Below are 13,276 nucleotides of genomic sequence, written 5' to 3' on the forward strand. Positions count from 1 at the left end.
GGCGCATCCTCAACCAAGCACGAGTCCCGTCCACGCAAGCTCCGCACCTGGCCCTCTGAGTCCAACGAGAAGACGCGGAGTCGACCGACAGAAGCCCTTGGTTGCATGATCAATTCTCATTATTGACATCTTGTTCCGAGGGCGAAGCTAGCCATAGGCTAGGGTGTCGGTCAAGCCCCAGCACAACTTTGTCATCAAAACCATTGAGGCCCGCCGAGCGTGAAAAGTGCTGTGCTAGGGCTCACCTCAAAGATCCCAACTGAGCGACGGAGCATCATCATGGCAGCAACCAAGAACGGCGAATTCATCCGCTGGGAATCCGGCTTTCGCCACTGGGTGACGTCCGATGGCAGCCCGGGGCCTTCCGGCGAGGGCGGCTTCCCGGCCGAGCCTGGTCGCTATCACCTCTACGTCTCTTACGCCTGCCCCTGGGCCCATCGCACGCTGATCCTGCGCGCGCTCAAGGGTCTCGAGGAGCTGATCAGCGTCTCGGTGGTGCATCCGTTGATGCCGCCCGAAAGCTGGGTGTTTGGTGAGTATCCGGGTGCGACGCCCGATCATGTGCACGGTTTCGACAAACTGCTGCAGCTCTATGCGCACAGCGCGCCAGACTTCGATGGCGTGGTGACCGTGCCGGTGCTCTATGACAAACAACGCGAGACCATCGTCAACAACGAGTCCGCCGAGATCATCCGCATGCTCAACAGCACCTTTGACGCCTGGGGCAACGCCGAGCTGGATCTCTATCCGGTCGAGCTGCGCGCCGAGATCGACGCAATCAATGCGCTGGTCTACGACAATGTCAACAACGGCGTCTACCGGGCCGGTTTCGCGACGACCCAAAGCGCCTATGAAACCGCCTTCGATCAACTCTTCGCGACCCTCGACCAGTTAGAGGCCAAGCTGGCGACCCAGCGCTATCTGGTCGGTGATCAGATCACCGAGGCCGATTGGCGCCTGTTCACCACCCTGGTGCGCTTCGATCCAGTCTATCACGGCCATTTTAAGTGCAATCGCCAGCGCCTCGTTGACTACCCAAACCTCTGGGCCTACACCCGCGAACTCTACCAGGTGCCCGGCATCGCCGAGACCGTTAACATGGATCATATCAAGCGGCACTACTACGGCAGCCACAAAGACATCAATCCGACCGGCATCGTGCCGAAAGGCCCCGCGCTAGACTTCACCGAGCCCCATGGCCGATGACCTAACCTTACCGCGTAGACCAAACCGGTTGACTTAACCAGCCAATCTGTTCAGGTAGGGCGACGGCGATGCGATCCGCCTCTTCCGTATTCACCTGATCGAGTCCGACGCCTTCCAGCTCGAAATCGAGCTTGCTGCCTGGCTCGAGACCAAGCCGCCGGCGAATAACGGCGGGTATGACGACTTGGCCCTTATCGGATATCGTCACTGATGCGCGCGATCAGTTCCTCGCGCACCCGCGCGGCCTGGTCGTTATCGACCTGGCAGGTGCCGGCGGCATCATGGCCACCGCCGCCGTATTCCAGCATCAAGCTGCCGACATGGGTCTTCGAGCCGCGGTCGAGGATCGACTTACCGACCGCGAACACCGTGTTCTGCTTCTGCCGTCCCCACAGAACATGCATGGAGATGTTGGCCTGCGGATAGAGCGCGTAGATGGTGAAGCGGTTGGCGGCCCAGATCGGGTCCTCGTCGCGCAGATCGACCTCGACCAGGTTGCCGTGCAGGGTGGAGACGCGCTCGAGCTGAGCGCGCGCTTTGTCCTGGTGATCGAAGTAGAGTTCGCAGCGCTCCTTGACATGCGGCAAGTCCAGGATTTGCTCGATGTCGTGATCCCGGCAATAGTCGATCAGCTGCATCATCAGCTGATAGTTGGAGATGGTGAATTCGCGAAACCGCCCCAGGCCGGTGCGCGCGTCCATTAGAAAGTTCAGCAGCACCCAGCCCTGGGGATCGAGGATCTCGTCGCGGGTGAAGTCGGCCGAGTCGCCCTTGTCCACGGCCGCCATCATCGCCTCACTGACCCGAGGAAAGCGTTCCTTGCCGCCATAGTAGTCGTAGACGACGCGTGCTGCCGAGGGGGCGTCGGGATCGATGATGTGATTCTCCCGGCGCTGACCACCGGCACGCTCGATCTCGCTGGCATGATGGTCGAAGGCCAGATGCACACCCTCGACATAGGGCAGGTTGGTGGTGATGTCGCGGGCGGTGATCTCGATTGCGCCATCCTGCATGTCTTTGGGATGCACGAAGCTGATGTCGTCGACCAACTCCAGCTCTTTCAGCAGGACGGCACAGACTAGGCCGTCAAAATCACTACGGGTCACGAGGCGGTATTGTTCAGTCATGATGCTCTCCAGATGGAACACCCACTCGGCGATGCTTGTACCAAGCGGGAACAGGGGTCAGTTTACCTGGAAACGACCTTCGAGCCATTCCATCGAGCGATCGATCATGAGTCATTTTGCCGCCCTGGAGGACCCACGCAGCCCGACTCAGCGCCGGCACCTGTTGAACGAGATGCGTGTGATGGCCATCGCTGCAACCCTTCTCCGCCTCCGCGACTCACCTCATGCGACTGCCCCACCATGAGCTTGCCGGACTGCTTGAGCGCAAACTGGTTCTGCCTGGCAGCACCGAAGACAGGTCGGTCTTGCCGCCGCGCCTGCGCGACGTGCTAAATGGGCTCCTCGCCGGTGAGTCAGAAAAGCAGATTGCGGCGCGACTCGAGCTGAGCCCGCATACGGTTAACCGCCATGTGCAACGCATCTATAAGCGCTATGGGGTCCGCTACAGGAGTCATCTGATTCAGCGCGTCCTCAGACAGCGCTGGTACCATGAGCCCTACCCCACGAAAACGCCACCGCGGAGGCAACAGGCAACATGGAAATGACAGGCACGATCACGCAGGTACTGCCCGAGAAGAGCGGCACCTCGGCGCGCGGCCCCTGGCGCAAGCAGGAGTACGTGCTCGAACTCCCCGGCGACTTTCCGAAACAGGTCTGCTTCATGGTCTGGGGCGATCGCATCGATCAGTTCGGCATCCGCGAGGGGCAGGAACTGACCGTCAGCTTCGACCTCGAGAGCCGCGAGTACAACGGGCGTTGGTACACTGATGTGAAAGCCTGGCGCATCGCACCAGTCGGCGGTGCCGGCGAGCCCGGCGACGATCGAGTCCGCGATGAGCCGCCACCCTTCGATGACGAACCACCCTTCTAAGCCGCCCGCGCGACCGAGGTCGCTTGCATCATAGAGCACTGGCTGGACGCAGCCTCAACAAGGCCACGGCCACGCATCCCGAGCGCTTGCCCGCCACCTTGGCCCAAGCGCGGGAATGTTTGACCGGACGCGCCCAAGACGCGATCAGCCTCCTGGCCAAGGCCGAGGCTTTCTTGCATTAACCCCAGCCCCTTATTTAAGCTGGTCGCTACCAGCGAGCGCCCTTGCGTGCGGCATCTATGGAAACCCAGCATCAAACCATCGCAGCGCTGAGGCCGCAGACGCACCTCGAGCCGACTCAACGACACGAGTGATCTATGTCTCAACAACAGCCCATCAGTCAAACGCTGCCCACCGGGGTGATGCTCAACGCCTACCCCGACAGCATCGGCGGGCGACTCTCCGACATCGTCGCCGTGCTGAAACGCCCGGAGTTCAAAGATACCTTTTCTTTGTTCTACATCCTGCCGACCTTCTTCAACAGCGACCTCGACCGCGGATTCTCGATCATTGACTACGGGCTCAATGAGGAGCTGGTCACGCCCGAGGATCTCGCCGAGCTGCATAAGCTCAATATCAACTTTAAGCTCGACCTGGTATTGAACCACCTCTCGGTGCAGTCGCATCAGTTCCAGGATCTGATCGAGCACGGCAACGAGTCGCCGTACAAGGATTTCTTCGTCGACTGGAACGAATTCTGGCACGAGCACGGCACCGAGGGACCGGATGGGACCATCATCCCGACCGAGGAGTACCTGCAGAAGCTGTTCATGCGCAAGCCCGGGCTGCCGATCCTCAAGGTGCGCTTCCCGGACGGCTCGGATCGCCTGTACTGGAACACCTTCTATCAGGATGTCAGCTACCAGGAACTCGAGCCCGAGGATCTTACCGAGGTCGAGGGTATCTCCGCAGACGATGCCCCGGCAGTCGCCTCGCTCGTCAATCAAGCCATCGCCGCCAAAACCGATCCGGCGGCGATCGATCTCGATGGCTATTCCGAACATAAGGATGCCATCCTCGGCGTGATCGAGCGTAAGCGCCAGTATCTTGGACAGATGGATCTCAACGCCCGCTCCGAGCAGGTCTGGAGCTTCTACGAGGAAACCCTGAAGCGGCTGCGTGACTATGGCGCCAAGATCATCCGCTTGGATGCCTTTGCCTATCTGCACAAAGTGCCGGGTGAACCCAACTTCTTTAACCGTCCCGGCACCTGGGACTACCTCGAACGACTGAAGCGCATCGCTGAGGCCAACGACCTCATCGTCTTCCCCGAGATCCACGCCGAGTATGGCACCGGGCTGCATGAAGAGGTGGCCAGCAAGGGCTTTCCGATCTACGACTTCTTCTTTCCCGGTCTGGTCATCGACGCGCTCGAGCGCGGCACCAATCAGGCACTGCTGCGCTGGATCGACGAGATCCGCGCCAAGGGCCTGCAGACCATCAACATGCTCGGCTGCCACGACGGCATCCCCTTGCTGGACCTACGCGGCAAGGCCGAGGCCGGCAGCTTCCGCGAAGGGCTGCTGGATGAGGAGCAGATCGAGGCGACCATGGCCCGCGTCACCGAGCGCGGCGGACGGGTGAAGAACCTCTATGGGCCGGATGGGCGCAAGATTGCCTACTACCAGATCAATGCCACCTTCTTCAGCGCCCTCGGCGAAGACGAGCAGAAACTCCTGATGGCGCGCGCCATCCAGCTCTTCATGCCGGGCATTCCGCAGATCTGGTATCTGGATCTGTTCGCCGGCAAGAACGACTACGAAGCCGCCGATCGCGGCGGTGCGGCCGGCCACAAGGAGATCAATCGCACCAATCTCTCGCTCGAGGACGTCGAAGCGGGGCTTAAGCGGCTCGTCGTGCGCGACCAGCTCAAATTGCTGCAACTGCGTAACACCTGCCCTGCGTTCCGTGGCGATTTCGAGGTCCATCCAACCGAGGAGCATCACTTGCGCATCAGTTGGCACAACGGCGACAGCCTGGCGACGCTGGAGGCGGATCTGCGCAACAGCAGCTTCCATCTCTGCGTCCGTGACGGCAAGGGCGACGAGCAACGACTCTCGTTCGAGCGCTGAGATCAGGGCCGAACACCGACGGGCGGAGGGGAGGCAGGGACGCCAACAGCCCCGTCTGCTCGGCGAATCCGCATGACTCTGCGACTCGGTGCCTGTCAAGGACGACACAGCCGTTTATGGCTATAATCGCAGTTCAAAGCCCAAGATTAAAAAGACTCCGCCAGGTTACGACCCACACCCAATCGTCTGTTTTTTATGAAGCTGCTCGTCGTCGATGACTCGCGCATGGCCCGGCGCTTACTCATTGGTCTTCTTCGTGAGACCGGCTTTCAAGACGCTGACATCCTCCAGGGGGAACATGGCGAGGAAGGCGTGATGCTATGGCGTGAGCATCACCCAGACCTTATTTTTCTCGACCTGACGATGCCGGTGATGGATGGCTTCAAAGCCCTTCAAGCGATCCGCGCCCACGACCTCAAAACCCCCATCCTCGTGGTCTCGGCTGATGTGCAGTCGCGGGCCGTGTCCAGGGTCATGGCCGATGGCGCCGATGGCTTCATCGACAAATCAGCGTTACAGAACGAGCTGGAAGGTCATCTGCGACGACTGGGGTTTCTTTGATGGAACGCCTCGATGACGATCAGCTCGACTGTCTTAGAGAACTCATCAACGTCGCTTCTGGCAAGGCCACGGCGCGCATCGCCGACATCATGGGCGCCTTTGCCACCATGCGTCCACCACTCATCGCCCTGATCGATACCCACAGCTTCCACGGCATCCTGCGCGATGCTTGCGCGCCGAGCGAGGGCTGTTACCTCGCCCGACAAGTGTTCCGCGGCGATGTCAGCGGCGAGGTGATCTTCCTACTCGATAACACCTCCGCAGCCAATATCGCCGCTTACCTCGAAGCCCAGTTGGACGGAGACAGCAATGATAACCACGACGACGTCTTGCTGGAGTTGAGCAACATCGTCACCGCAGCGATGATGCGCGAGCTGGGCGCGCAGATGGAAGCGCACGTTACCCTCGGTGAGCCCGATCTCCAACACTTCAGCGCCATACCTCTCGCCGAGGCGCCGGCCACCGCTCATTTCGATTATGTCGTCAAGATCGAAACCCTCATCGACTTTGCCGAACAGCACATCCGCGGGCGCATCTTCATCTTGACGCACAGCCAGTGTTTCGATTGGATTCGATGCAGCCTGAATCGAGTGCTCGACGAACTACCCCACTGATGCAATCGATCGCGGATCAACTCTCCAGCGGCATCCTGATCGTTGATCCTGAGCTGACAGTGCTCGCATGGAACCGTTGGATGACCGAGCATGCGGAGATCGACTCGGAGACAGCCATCGGTCAACGCCTTGAGACCTTGTTTCCGGATTTGCCCGTGGCGACCCTAAGGCGGCGCGTGAAAGCGGCATTGCAACTGCAATCGCCCTCATACCTACAGCCGCGCAAAGGTTATCTGTTCCCGGTCACGCTGGATCGCATCATCGACTCGCATTTCGCGTACATGCAACAGCGTATACGCATCCTCCCGGATGAGAACGAGCCACATAACGCCATTATCGTAGTCGATGATGTCACCGCCACTCGCGAGGCCGAGGCCCGGGCCGCCGTGGCGGCAAAGGCATCGCAGCGCTACCTTGAGCTGATCGACCACAATGTGATGACCCTCGGCGTCGATGACGATGGGCACGTGACCCGCGCTAGTTCCGCACTTCTCCAAGCCAGCGGCTGGAATGCCGAGACCCTCTGCGGCACCCCGCTCGACGCGCTCGGTCTTGGACAACTCGAGGCACACCAGAAGGCCGCCGATGACAAGCTCCCGGAATGCCCCGTGCTGCGCGCCGACGGCAGCACACTCTGGGTGCGGGTGCGCAAGGCACAGGGACTGGAAGACGAAGAGGGATACGAGCACTATCTCGTCTTGCAGGACATCAGCCTGCAAAAGGAGATTCAGGCCCTCTCGGAGCGCGATGCCCTCACCGGCGCTTACAATCGCATGAAGTTCGATCAACTGCTGCAGGCGGCCATCTCGGCCGAAGAACGCTATGGCCAGCAATTTGCCGTGATCCTCTGCGATATCGACTACTTCAAGCGGATCAACGATAACCACGGCCATCTTGCCGGTGACAGCGTGCTAAAGCAGTTCACCGCGTTACTACGGACGCAGACCCGCTTGAGCGACCAACTCGCGCGCTGGGGCGGAGAAGAGTTCGTCGTGCTGCTGCCGATAGTCAATACACAGGATGCCGCCGCTGCTGCGGAAAAGCTGCGTCAAGCCATCGCCACGGAAAACTGGCCACCCATCGGTAAACTCAGCGCCAGCTTCGGTGTTGCCTTTCATGCGCCGAACGAGTCCGCCGATTCGCTCCTTGATCGAGCTGACGTTGCCCTTTACCGGGCCAAGGAAGAGGGCCGCAATCGCGTCTGCATTGCCGAACCAGCGGATAGCGAGCGAGACTGACCACCGCCGGAAAGAAGACAACGCTGCAACGCAACAGAGCGGTCAGCAGCGCGTCTTCAGCGGGCTGAATGGGCATTGGGAATGGCTGCGGCCTGTTCCCCTCTCCTGGGGCCGGCTACTGGACCGCGAACCAGATCGCCAGTCTCTTCGAGGTCACCCCCTACATCAACGCGGCCTATCTTCCGGTCTTCCGGCTGGGTTTACCGTCGCAGCGGTGATCCTGCTATCCAGAAGACGGTAAGGATACCGAAACATTGATGCGATATGCCGATCGCGCAATGTATGGAGCCAAGAAGACAGAGGCCGCTCAACACCCACCGCGCTCGGTTTAGTCGGTCGCCCCAGCCCGGCGGCGCTCCACGCCCAACGCGGCTCGCAATCGAAGCTGCATCACGTTTCGGCAGGCGACGATCGTCACTGCGTTCAAAATCGGGCCAGGGGTAAAGTGGTTCGATGATCACCTCTATTGCCACAACAACCCTGGTGACGCTGGCGCTGCTCGCGGTGCTGGCCGCAAGCCTGATTCCGCTTGGCGTCCACCTCGGCTTTCGGGCACCGCGTGTGCCTGCAACACGCTCACCGGCGGCTCTCGGGCTTGCCTTCGAGACTGTCCGCATTCTCACCGTTCGCGGCCGCACGCTAACCGGGTGGCTGTTGCCGGCAGCCGATGCCACACGGACGGTCATCATCCTGCACGGCTGGGGCAGCAATGCCGAGCAGATGTTGCCGCTCGCACAGCCATTGCATCAGGCGGAGTTCAACGTGCTGCTGTTCGATGCGCGCAATCATGGCGCGAGCGATGGCGACAGCTTCTCCTCGCTGCCGCGCTTTGCCGAGGATCTAGGCGCGGCCATCACTTGGCTGCGGCAACAACATCCGTCGTGCTCGACGCGGATCGCGGTGCTAGGGCATTCGGTCGGTGCCGGCGCCGCGCTGTTTGAAGCCACGCGCAATCCGCACATCAACGCGGTGATCAGCATCGGCGCCTTCGCCGACCCGGCCCAGCTCACCGAGCGGTATCTGGCGCGGCTGCATCTACCGCGCTTTGTGGTGGAACTGACCAAGCGCTATGTCGAATGGGTGATCGGCTACCGGTTCGCGACCATCGCCCCGGTCAATAGCATCCGCCGCGTTCCCTGCCCGGTGCTGCTGGTCCATGGCGATCACGATCAGACCGTGCCGATCGAGGACGCCAAACGCCTCGCCGCAGCCGCTGATCCGGCGCGGGTGCGGCTGTTCGTAGTGGCTGGCGCTGGCCATGATTCGGTCGACAAGATCGAGGCCCATGCCGATGCGTTGCTGACGTTTCTTGGGGCAGCATGGTGGGCGACTTGAAGGACACAGCGTTTGAAGCCTTCAGACGCAGACTCCCTGTCAGTCATCGTCACGACAAACATTCAAGCGCGCCAGGTCGCCCCAGGCGTTAATTTCGGCCTCGAATTCGATCGGCCGGCAACAGACCGGACAGTCTTCAATATAGCGATGGCTGGCCGAACCATCGACCGCAGTTGTGATGGTTTCGCCGCAATACGGACATTCCACCAAGGTTTGTTCAAGCATCAACAACCTCCAGGATGAAGAAACGGTGACCTGGCCGCCAGCGCTGGACAGCCGCCAGCCATTTGACGGGCCTCGGTCGATCTGTCGAAATAGTTCGCAACGGCGCTACGGCGTTCAATGGGATTGAAAAACGGAGACACCACGATGCGAATCCTTGCGACCGATCTTGACCGAACCCTGCTACCAAACGGCAGTTGGCCTGCGGACCCAGGTGCCATCGAGCTGTTCAACGACCTGACCGAACGCCAAGGGATCTTCGTCGTCTACGTCACCGGCCGCAACCTGCGGCTGGCCGAAGCGGCGATCCGTGAGTTCGGCATCCGCCACCCGAAGGTGCTCATTGGCGATGTGGGCACCTCGATCCGCCGCTTCGAGGACGGTCAGTGGCAGATCGATCAGGCCTGGGTCGACCATGTGAAACAGCTGTGCCCGCGTTGGGACGCCGCTGCCGTGCGCGAGGCCGTTGCCGACATCGACGGCATGCGCGAGCAGGAGGCCGAACATCTGAGCGCGTTCAAGCAGAGCTACTATGTCGATCACGCGAACAAGGATGCGGTGATCGCACAGATCACCGAGCGCACCCAGGATCGCTTCGATGAGGTCGCGATCTACAGTTTCGATTCGCAGAGCGGCGATGGCTTGCTGGATTTCCTACCGAAAGCGGCCACCAAGCAGACCGCGCTCGAATTCCTCGCCGAGCAACTGGGCGTGCCCAAGCAAGAGGTGGTGTTCTGCGGCGACAGCGGCAACGACATCTTCCCGCTCACCGCCGGCTTCTCGGGCGTGCTGGTGCGCAACGCCGATGAACAGTTGGTCGAGAAGGTGCGCGAGGCCATGGCCGGGAACCCGAGTCTACGCGCCTACTTCGCCCAGGGCGGCTTCAAGGGATTGAGCGGTTATTACACCAGCGGTGTGCTCGAAGGCGCGCATCATTATGGGATATTGGCCGATTCCTGACCGGCCTCGGGATACCCCTCAGGATTTTGGCGCTGCCAACGCCAGGCATCGTTGACCATCTGTTCGAGACCGCGCTCGGCCTGCCAGCCGAGCAGGTCGCGCGCCTGGGTCGGATCGGCATAGCAGGCGGCAATGTCGCCGGGCCGCCGTCCGACGATCCGATACGGCACCGGCCGGCCGCTTGCGGCCTCGAATGCACCCACCATCTCGAGTACGCTATAGCCCTGCCCGGTGCCGAGATTGCAGGTCAGCAGCCCCGGCGCATCGCGCAAACGCTCCAGCGCCGCCAGGTGCCCGAGCGCCAGATCCACCACATGGATGTAGTCGCGCACCCCGGTGCCGTCTGGGGTTGGATAATCATCGCCGAAAACCTGCAGCGCCTCGCGCTTGCCGACCGCAACCTGGGCGATGAACGGCATCAGGTTATTCGGAGTCCCGTTCGGGTCCTCGCCGATGCGGCCGCTCGCATGCGCCCCGACCGGGTTGAAATAACGCAGTAGCGCGATGTCCCAGCTCGGGTCGGCGCGATACAGATCGCGCAGGATCTCCTCGATGAAGAGCTTGGTGCGGCCATAAGGATTGGTCGCCGAGAGCGGAAAATCTTCACGAATCGGCACCGTATTCGGATCACCGTAGACCGTGGCCGAGGAGCTGAACACCAAGCGCTTGACGCCCGCCTCGCGCATCGCCCGACAGAGCGTGAGTGTGCCGACGATGTTGTTGTCGTAGTACTCGAGCGGGAGCGCGCTCGACTCACCGACCGCCTTGAGGCCAGCGAAATGGATCACGGCATCGAACGCATGCGCGCAGAACACCTGCCCAAGCGCGGCCTCATCGCGCAGATCGGCGTGTACGAAGTCCAGCGCCCGGCCGCTGATCTCACGCACCCGTTGCAGCGACTCAGGCTTGCTATTGCTGAGGTTGTCGACCACGACCAGTTCGTGGCCGGCGGCCAGCAGTTCGACGCAGGTGTGGCTGCCGATATAGCCCGCCCCACCGGTGATCAGGACCTTCATCCGCGCCTCCTGGCGACAGGGGCGCCGCTCACGCAGTCAACGGCGCCGGAAATCGATGTCTGGCTGCAGTATAGCCATTCGCGTCGACGTCCGGACAGGGCGTGGCCGGGAGGTTCCAAGTCGCAACCGCACACGCACGTGTCGCAGCTGCTCTGGCGCGATCACCTCCTCGCTCAGGATCATCCACGCATAGCGCAGCCAACCGACACGAAAATGCAGGATCACCAGCGGCACCGTGACCAGACTGCTCGGCAGCAGCACGGCATCGCGCTGGTGACCGTTGCGAAACCCGAGCCGCCAGCCCTGCTCGGACCAGGTCGCTTCTCGCAACGACCAGGGCGCCAGGCCCAGGACCTGCGCCCAGAGGCCATAGCCGAGGCTGAGCATGACCAGCAGGAGCAACAGCACGCGCAGCAGCGGCTCGAGCGGCCTTGGCTCAAGCGGGATCAGCAGCAAGACGACAGCCGCGAGCAGGTGCGTCGCCACCAGCATCACCCCCAGCCAGCGCGAGCGACGTGGCTGCAAGCACAGCGGTGGCTGCTGTCGGTGAGTGCTCACAGATAGAACAGCATCATCAGCAGGAAGAACAGCGCCACTGAAATGATGTCATTGCCAGTGGTGATGAAGACGCCGGTGGCCATCGCCGGATCGATGCCGAGCCGCTCGAGCAGGATCGGGATGCTGGCGCCGACGATCACCGCGACGACGATCACTGAGAGTAGCGACAGCCCGGCGGTCAAGGCCAGGACGATCGGCTGCTGCACCTCGATGAACTGCGTCGCCAGCAGCACCATCCCCATCAAGACCGATGCCGAGATGGCACCATTGGCCACTGCCGCGACCAGCTCCTTGCCGAGGCGCCAACCGAGATCGGCAAAGGTCACCGTCCCGCTCGAGAGGCCCTGCACCGCGACGGTCGCAGCCTGGATGCCGGCATTGCCGGCCATCGACATCACGATCGGGATGAAGCTGGCCAGGATCGCCGCCTTCGCCAACTGCTCCTCGAAGGCGCCGACCACCGCCGCCGACAGACTGGCCCCGGCCAAGCCCGCCAGCAGCCAGGGGATGCGCCCGCGAATGATGCGCCGGATCGGTTGATCCGGGCGCGAATCGGCGGGCAGGCCCGACATCAGGTTCAGGTCTTCCTCGGCCTCCTCCCGCAGCACGCGGCGCAGTTGCTTCGGCGTGATGCGGCCGATCAGGCGCCCGTCGCGATCGACGACCGGCACCACCGAGAGTTCATGGCGGTCGGCGAAACGAGCCACCTCTTCCTGATCGGTCTCCGGACCGACGGCGACGAAGTCGGTCTGCATGATCTGCTCGACCGGCGTCTCCTTCGGCGCCAGCAGCAGATCGCGCAGGCGCAGATAGCCGACTGGGCGTTGCTCGGCATCGACCACGTTCACCGCATAGAGCTTCTCGATCGCCTCGGCATTGGCGCGAATGTCGGCGGTGACCTGTCCGATGGTCCAGTCGACCGGCACGGCGACGAACTTGCGGCTCATGATACTGCCGGCGGATTCCTCACCGTAGCCGCGCAGGGCCTCGATGGTCTCGCGCTCCTTGAGCCGTGGCAGCACCTGCTCGGCGACCTCGTCTGGGAGATCGTCGAGCGCATCGGCGGCCTCCTCGGGCTCGAAGCCATCGAGCACGTCGATCAAGCGCTGCACCGCGACATCATCGAGCAGCGCGGCACGGAACGAGGGATTCAGCTCGGCGATGATGCGCAACTCTGGCTGATCCAACCAGCTGGTCAGCTTGCGCGCACGCTTCAGTGGCAGATGCACGAACAGCGAGACCATGCTCGGCGGTGGCATCCGGCGCACCGCTTTGAGCACGGTCTCGCGCGCGCCGGCCTTGATCAGCCGCGCGAATTCGTCGACCACGGCCCGATTCGGCTCGCTCAGATCCTCACTGACCGCCTTGTTGGTATCGGCGTGCCAGATGAGCGGGATTTGCGGCTTCTTGGCTTTCATCAGTGTCGATTCTTTCCGGCGATCAGGGTGTGCGGTGATAGCGGTGCAACCAGCTTAACCAGTTGCACAAGATAGAGC

General features: G+C 61.9%; 17 protein-coding genes. 11 read left to right on the forward strand and 6 right to left on the reverse strand.

The window, feature by feature from the left end:
• Window positions 1-279: 279 nt before the first annotated feature.
• Window positions 280-1,206, forward strand: coding sequence for a glutathione S-transferase family protein (locus CCR82_RS15280; RefSeq protein ID WP_201246664.1), 927 nt, complete (start codon window positions 280-282; stop codon window positions 1,204-1,206).
• 7 nt (window positions 1,207-1,213) lie between these two features.
• Here the strand turns inward: CCR82_RS15280 and CCR82_RS15285 are convergent, their stop codons facing one another.
• Together CCR82_RS15285 and CCR82_RS15290 are read right to left on the reverse strand one after the other, a co-directional pair.
• Window positions 1,214-1,414: an AbrB/MazE/SpoVT family DNA-binding domain-containing protein gene (locus tag CCR82_RS15285; RefSeq protein WP_201246665.1), complete on the reverse strand. Its 201-nt coding sequence runs from the start codon at window positions 1,412-1,414 to the stop codon at window positions 1,214-1,216.
• Entirely contained in the window at window positions 1,398-2,333 is a 936-nt protein-coding gene (locus CCR82_RS15290) for a DHH family phosphoesterase (RefSeq protein ID WP_201246666.1), read from the reverse strand. Before CCR82_RS15290 ends, CCR82_RS15285 begins: the two co-directional genes overlap by 17 nt.
• Before the next feature lie 224 nt (window positions 2,334-2,557).
• On the opposite strand from CCR82_RS15290, the gene CCR82_RS19425 reads away from it, so the two are divergent.
• The 9 genes from CCR82_RS19425 (at window position 2,558) to CCR82_RS15335 (ending at window position 9,024) form a co-directional block, all read left to right on the forward strand.
• On the forward strand, window positions 2,558-2,878 hold the full coding sequence (locus CCR82_RS19425) for a response regulator transcription factor (RefSeq protein WP_201246667.1): 321 nt from the start codon (window positions 2,558-2,560) through the stop codon (window positions 2,876-2,878).
• Entirely contained in the window at window positions 2,875-3,204 is a 330-nt protein-coding gene (locus CCR82_RS15300; RefSeq protein WP_201246668.1) for a DUF3127 domain-containing protein, read from the forward strand. The genes CCR82_RS19425 and CCR82_RS15300 overlap by 4 nt, the downstream gene beginning before the upstream one ends.
• 23 nt (window positions 3,205-3,227) lie before the next feature.
• Window positions 3,228-3,386, forward strand: coding sequence for a hypothetical protein (locus CCR82_RS15305; RefSeq protein ID WP_201246669.1), 159 nt, complete (start codon window positions 3,228-3,230; stop codon window positions 3,384-3,386).
• Between the two features lie 135 nt (window positions 3,387-3,521).
• On the forward strand, window positions 3,522-5,276 hold the full coding sequence (locus CCR82_RS15310) for an alpha-amylase family glycosyl hydrolase (RefSeq protein WP_201246670.1): 1,755 nt from the start codon (window positions 3,522-3,524) through the stop codon (window positions 5,274-5,276).
• A gap of 195 nt (window positions 5,277-5,471) precedes the next feature.
• Complete coding sequence (locus tag CCR82_RS15315) at window positions 5,472-5,837, forward strand: response regulator (protein WP_201246671.1); 366 nt, start codon at window positions 5,472-5,474, stop codon at window positions 5,835-5,837.
• Window positions 5,837-6,451, forward strand: coding sequence for a chemotaxis protein CheX (locus tag CCR82_RS15320; RefSeq protein WP_201246672.1), 615 nt, complete (start codon window positions 5,837-5,839; stop codon window positions 6,449-6,451). Before CCR82_RS15315 ends, CCR82_RS15320 begins: the two co-directional genes overlap by 1 nt.
• The gene (locus CCR82_RS15325) at window positions 6,451-7,689 is read left to right on the forward strand and encodes a sensor domain-containing diguanylate cyclase (RefSeq protein ID WP_201246673.1); all 1,239 of its coding nucleotides are present in this window, start codon (window positions 6,451-6,453) and stop codon (window positions 7,687-7,689) included. The genes CCR82_RS15320 and CCR82_RS15325 overlap by 1 nt, the downstream gene beginning before the upstream one ends.
• A 68-nt stretch (window positions 7,690-7,757) precedes the next feature.
• Window positions 7,758-7,907, forward strand: coding sequence for a hypothetical protein (locus CCR82_RS15330; RefSeq protein WP_201246674.1), 150 nt, complete (start codon window positions 7,758-7,760; stop codon window positions 7,905-7,907).
• A 235-nt stretch (window positions 7,908-8,142) separates the two neighbouring features.
• Window positions 8,143-9,024, forward strand: a complete 882-nt coding sequence (locus CCR82_RS15335) for an alpha/beta hydrolase (protein WP_201246675.1) — start codon at window positions 8,143-8,145, stop codon at window positions 9,022-9,024.
• A gap of 39 nt (window positions 9,025-9,063) precedes the next feature.
• Here CCR82_RS15335 and CCR82_RS15340 read toward each other — a convergent pair whose 3' ends face one another.
• Window positions 9,064-9,249 (reverse strand): CPXCG motif-containing cysteine-rich protein, encoded by a 186-nt coding sequence (locus tag CCR82_RS15340; protein WP_201246676.1) that lies wholly within the window; start codon window positions 9,247-9,249, stop codon window positions 9,064-9,066.
• 144 nt (window positions 9,250-9,393) lie between these two features.
• On the opposite strand from CCR82_RS15340, the gene CCR82_RS15345 reads away from it, so the two are divergent.
• Window positions 9,394-10,206 carry an HAD-IIB family hydrolase gene (locus CCR82_RS15345; protein ID WP_201246677.1) on the forward strand — a complete coding sequence of 271 codons (813 nt, stop codon included), beginning with the start codon at window positions 9,394-9,396 and terminating at the stop codon, window positions 10,204-10,206.
• Here CCR82_RS15345 and galE read toward each other — a convergent pair.
• From galE to mgtE, 3 genes are read right to left on the reverse strand one after another with little or no spacing between them, the layout of a single operon-like run.
• Window positions 10,182-11,222: a UDP-glucose 4-epimerase GalE gene (gene galE, locus CCR82_RS15350; protein WP_201246678.1), complete on the reverse strand. Its 1,041-nt coding sequence runs from the start codon at window positions 11,220-11,222 to the stop codon at window positions 10,182-10,184. The genes CCR82_RS15345 and galE overlap by 25 nt on opposite strands.
• Before the next feature lie 36 nt (window positions 11,223-11,258).
• Window positions 11,259-11,780: a hypothetical protein gene (locus CCR82_RS15355; protein WP_201246679.1), complete on the reverse strand. Its 522-nt coding sequence runs from the start codon at window positions 11,778-11,780 to the stop codon at window positions 11,259-11,261.
• The gene (gene mgtE / locus CCR82_RS15360) at window positions 11,777-13,198 is read right to left on the reverse strand and encodes a magnesium transporter (protein WP_201246680.1); all 1,422 of its coding nucleotides are present in this window, start codon (window positions 13,196-13,198) and stop codon (window positions 11,777-11,779) included. The genes CCR82_RS15355 and mgtE overlap by 4 nt, the downstream gene beginning before the upstream one ends.
• Window positions 13,199-13,276: the final 78 nt, after the last annotated feature.

Source organism: Halochromatium salexigens (assembly GCF_016653295.1).
In the GTDB taxonomy this organism is placed as follows: domain Bacteria; phylum Pseudomonadota; class Gammaproteobacteria; order Chromatiales; family Chromatiaceae; genus Lamprobacter; species Lamprobacter salexigens.

Coding starts and splice junctions, on each gene's coding strand:
- CCR82_RS15280 (WP_201246664.1), top strand. CDS start 280: ATGGCAGCAACCAAGAACGGCGAATTCATCCGCTGGGAATCCGGCTTT.
- CCR82_RS15290 (WP_201246666.1), bottom strand. CDS start 2,333: ATGACTGAACAATACCGCCTCGTGACCCGTAGTGATTTTGACGGCCTA.
- CCR82_RS19425 (WP_201246667.1), top strand. CDS start 2,558: ATGCGACTGCCCCACCATGAGCTTGCCGGACTGCTTGAGCGCAAACTG.
- CCR82_RS15300 (WP_201246668.1), top strand. CDS start 2,875: ATGACAGGCACGATCACGCAGGTACTGCCCGAGAAGAGCGGCACCTCG.
- CCR82_RS15310 (WP_201246670.1), top strand. CDS start 3,522: ATGTCTCAACAACAGCCCATCAGTCAAACGCTGCCCACCGGGGTGATG.
- CCR82_RS15315 (WP_201246671.1), top strand. CDS start 5,472: ATGAAGCTGCTCGTCGTCGATGACTCGCGCATGGCCCGGCGCTTACTC.
- CCR82_RS15320 (WP_201246672.1), top strand. CDS start 5,837: ATGGAACGCCTCGATGACGATCAGCTCGACTGTCTTAGAGAACTCATC.
- CCR82_RS15325 (WP_201246673.1), top strand. CDS start 6,451: ATGCAATCGATCGCGGATCAACTCTCCAGCGGCATCCTGATCGTTGAT.
- CCR82_RS15330 (WP_201246674.1), top strand. CDS start 7,758: ATGGGCATTGGGAATGGCTGCGGCCTGTTCCCCTCTCCTGGGGCCGGC.
- CCR82_RS15335 (WP_201246675.1), top strand. CDS start 8,143: ATGATCACCTCTATTGCCACAACAACCCTGGTGACGCTGGCGCTGCTC.
- CCR82_RS15340 (WP_201246676.1), bottom strand. CDS start 9,249: ATGCTTGAACAAACCTTGGTGGAATGTCCGTATTGCGGCGAAACCATC.
- CCR82_RS15345 (WP_201246677.1), top strand. CDS start 9,394: ATGCGAATCCTTGCGACCGATCTTGACCGAACCCTGCTACCAAACGGC.
- galE (WP_201246678.1), bottom strand. CDS start 11,222: ATGAAGGTCCTGATCACCGGTGGGGCGGGCTATATCGGCAGCCACACC.
- mgtE (WP_201246680.1), bottom strand. CDS start 13,198: ATGAAAGCCAAGAAGCCGCAAATCCCGCTCATCTGGCACGCCGATACC.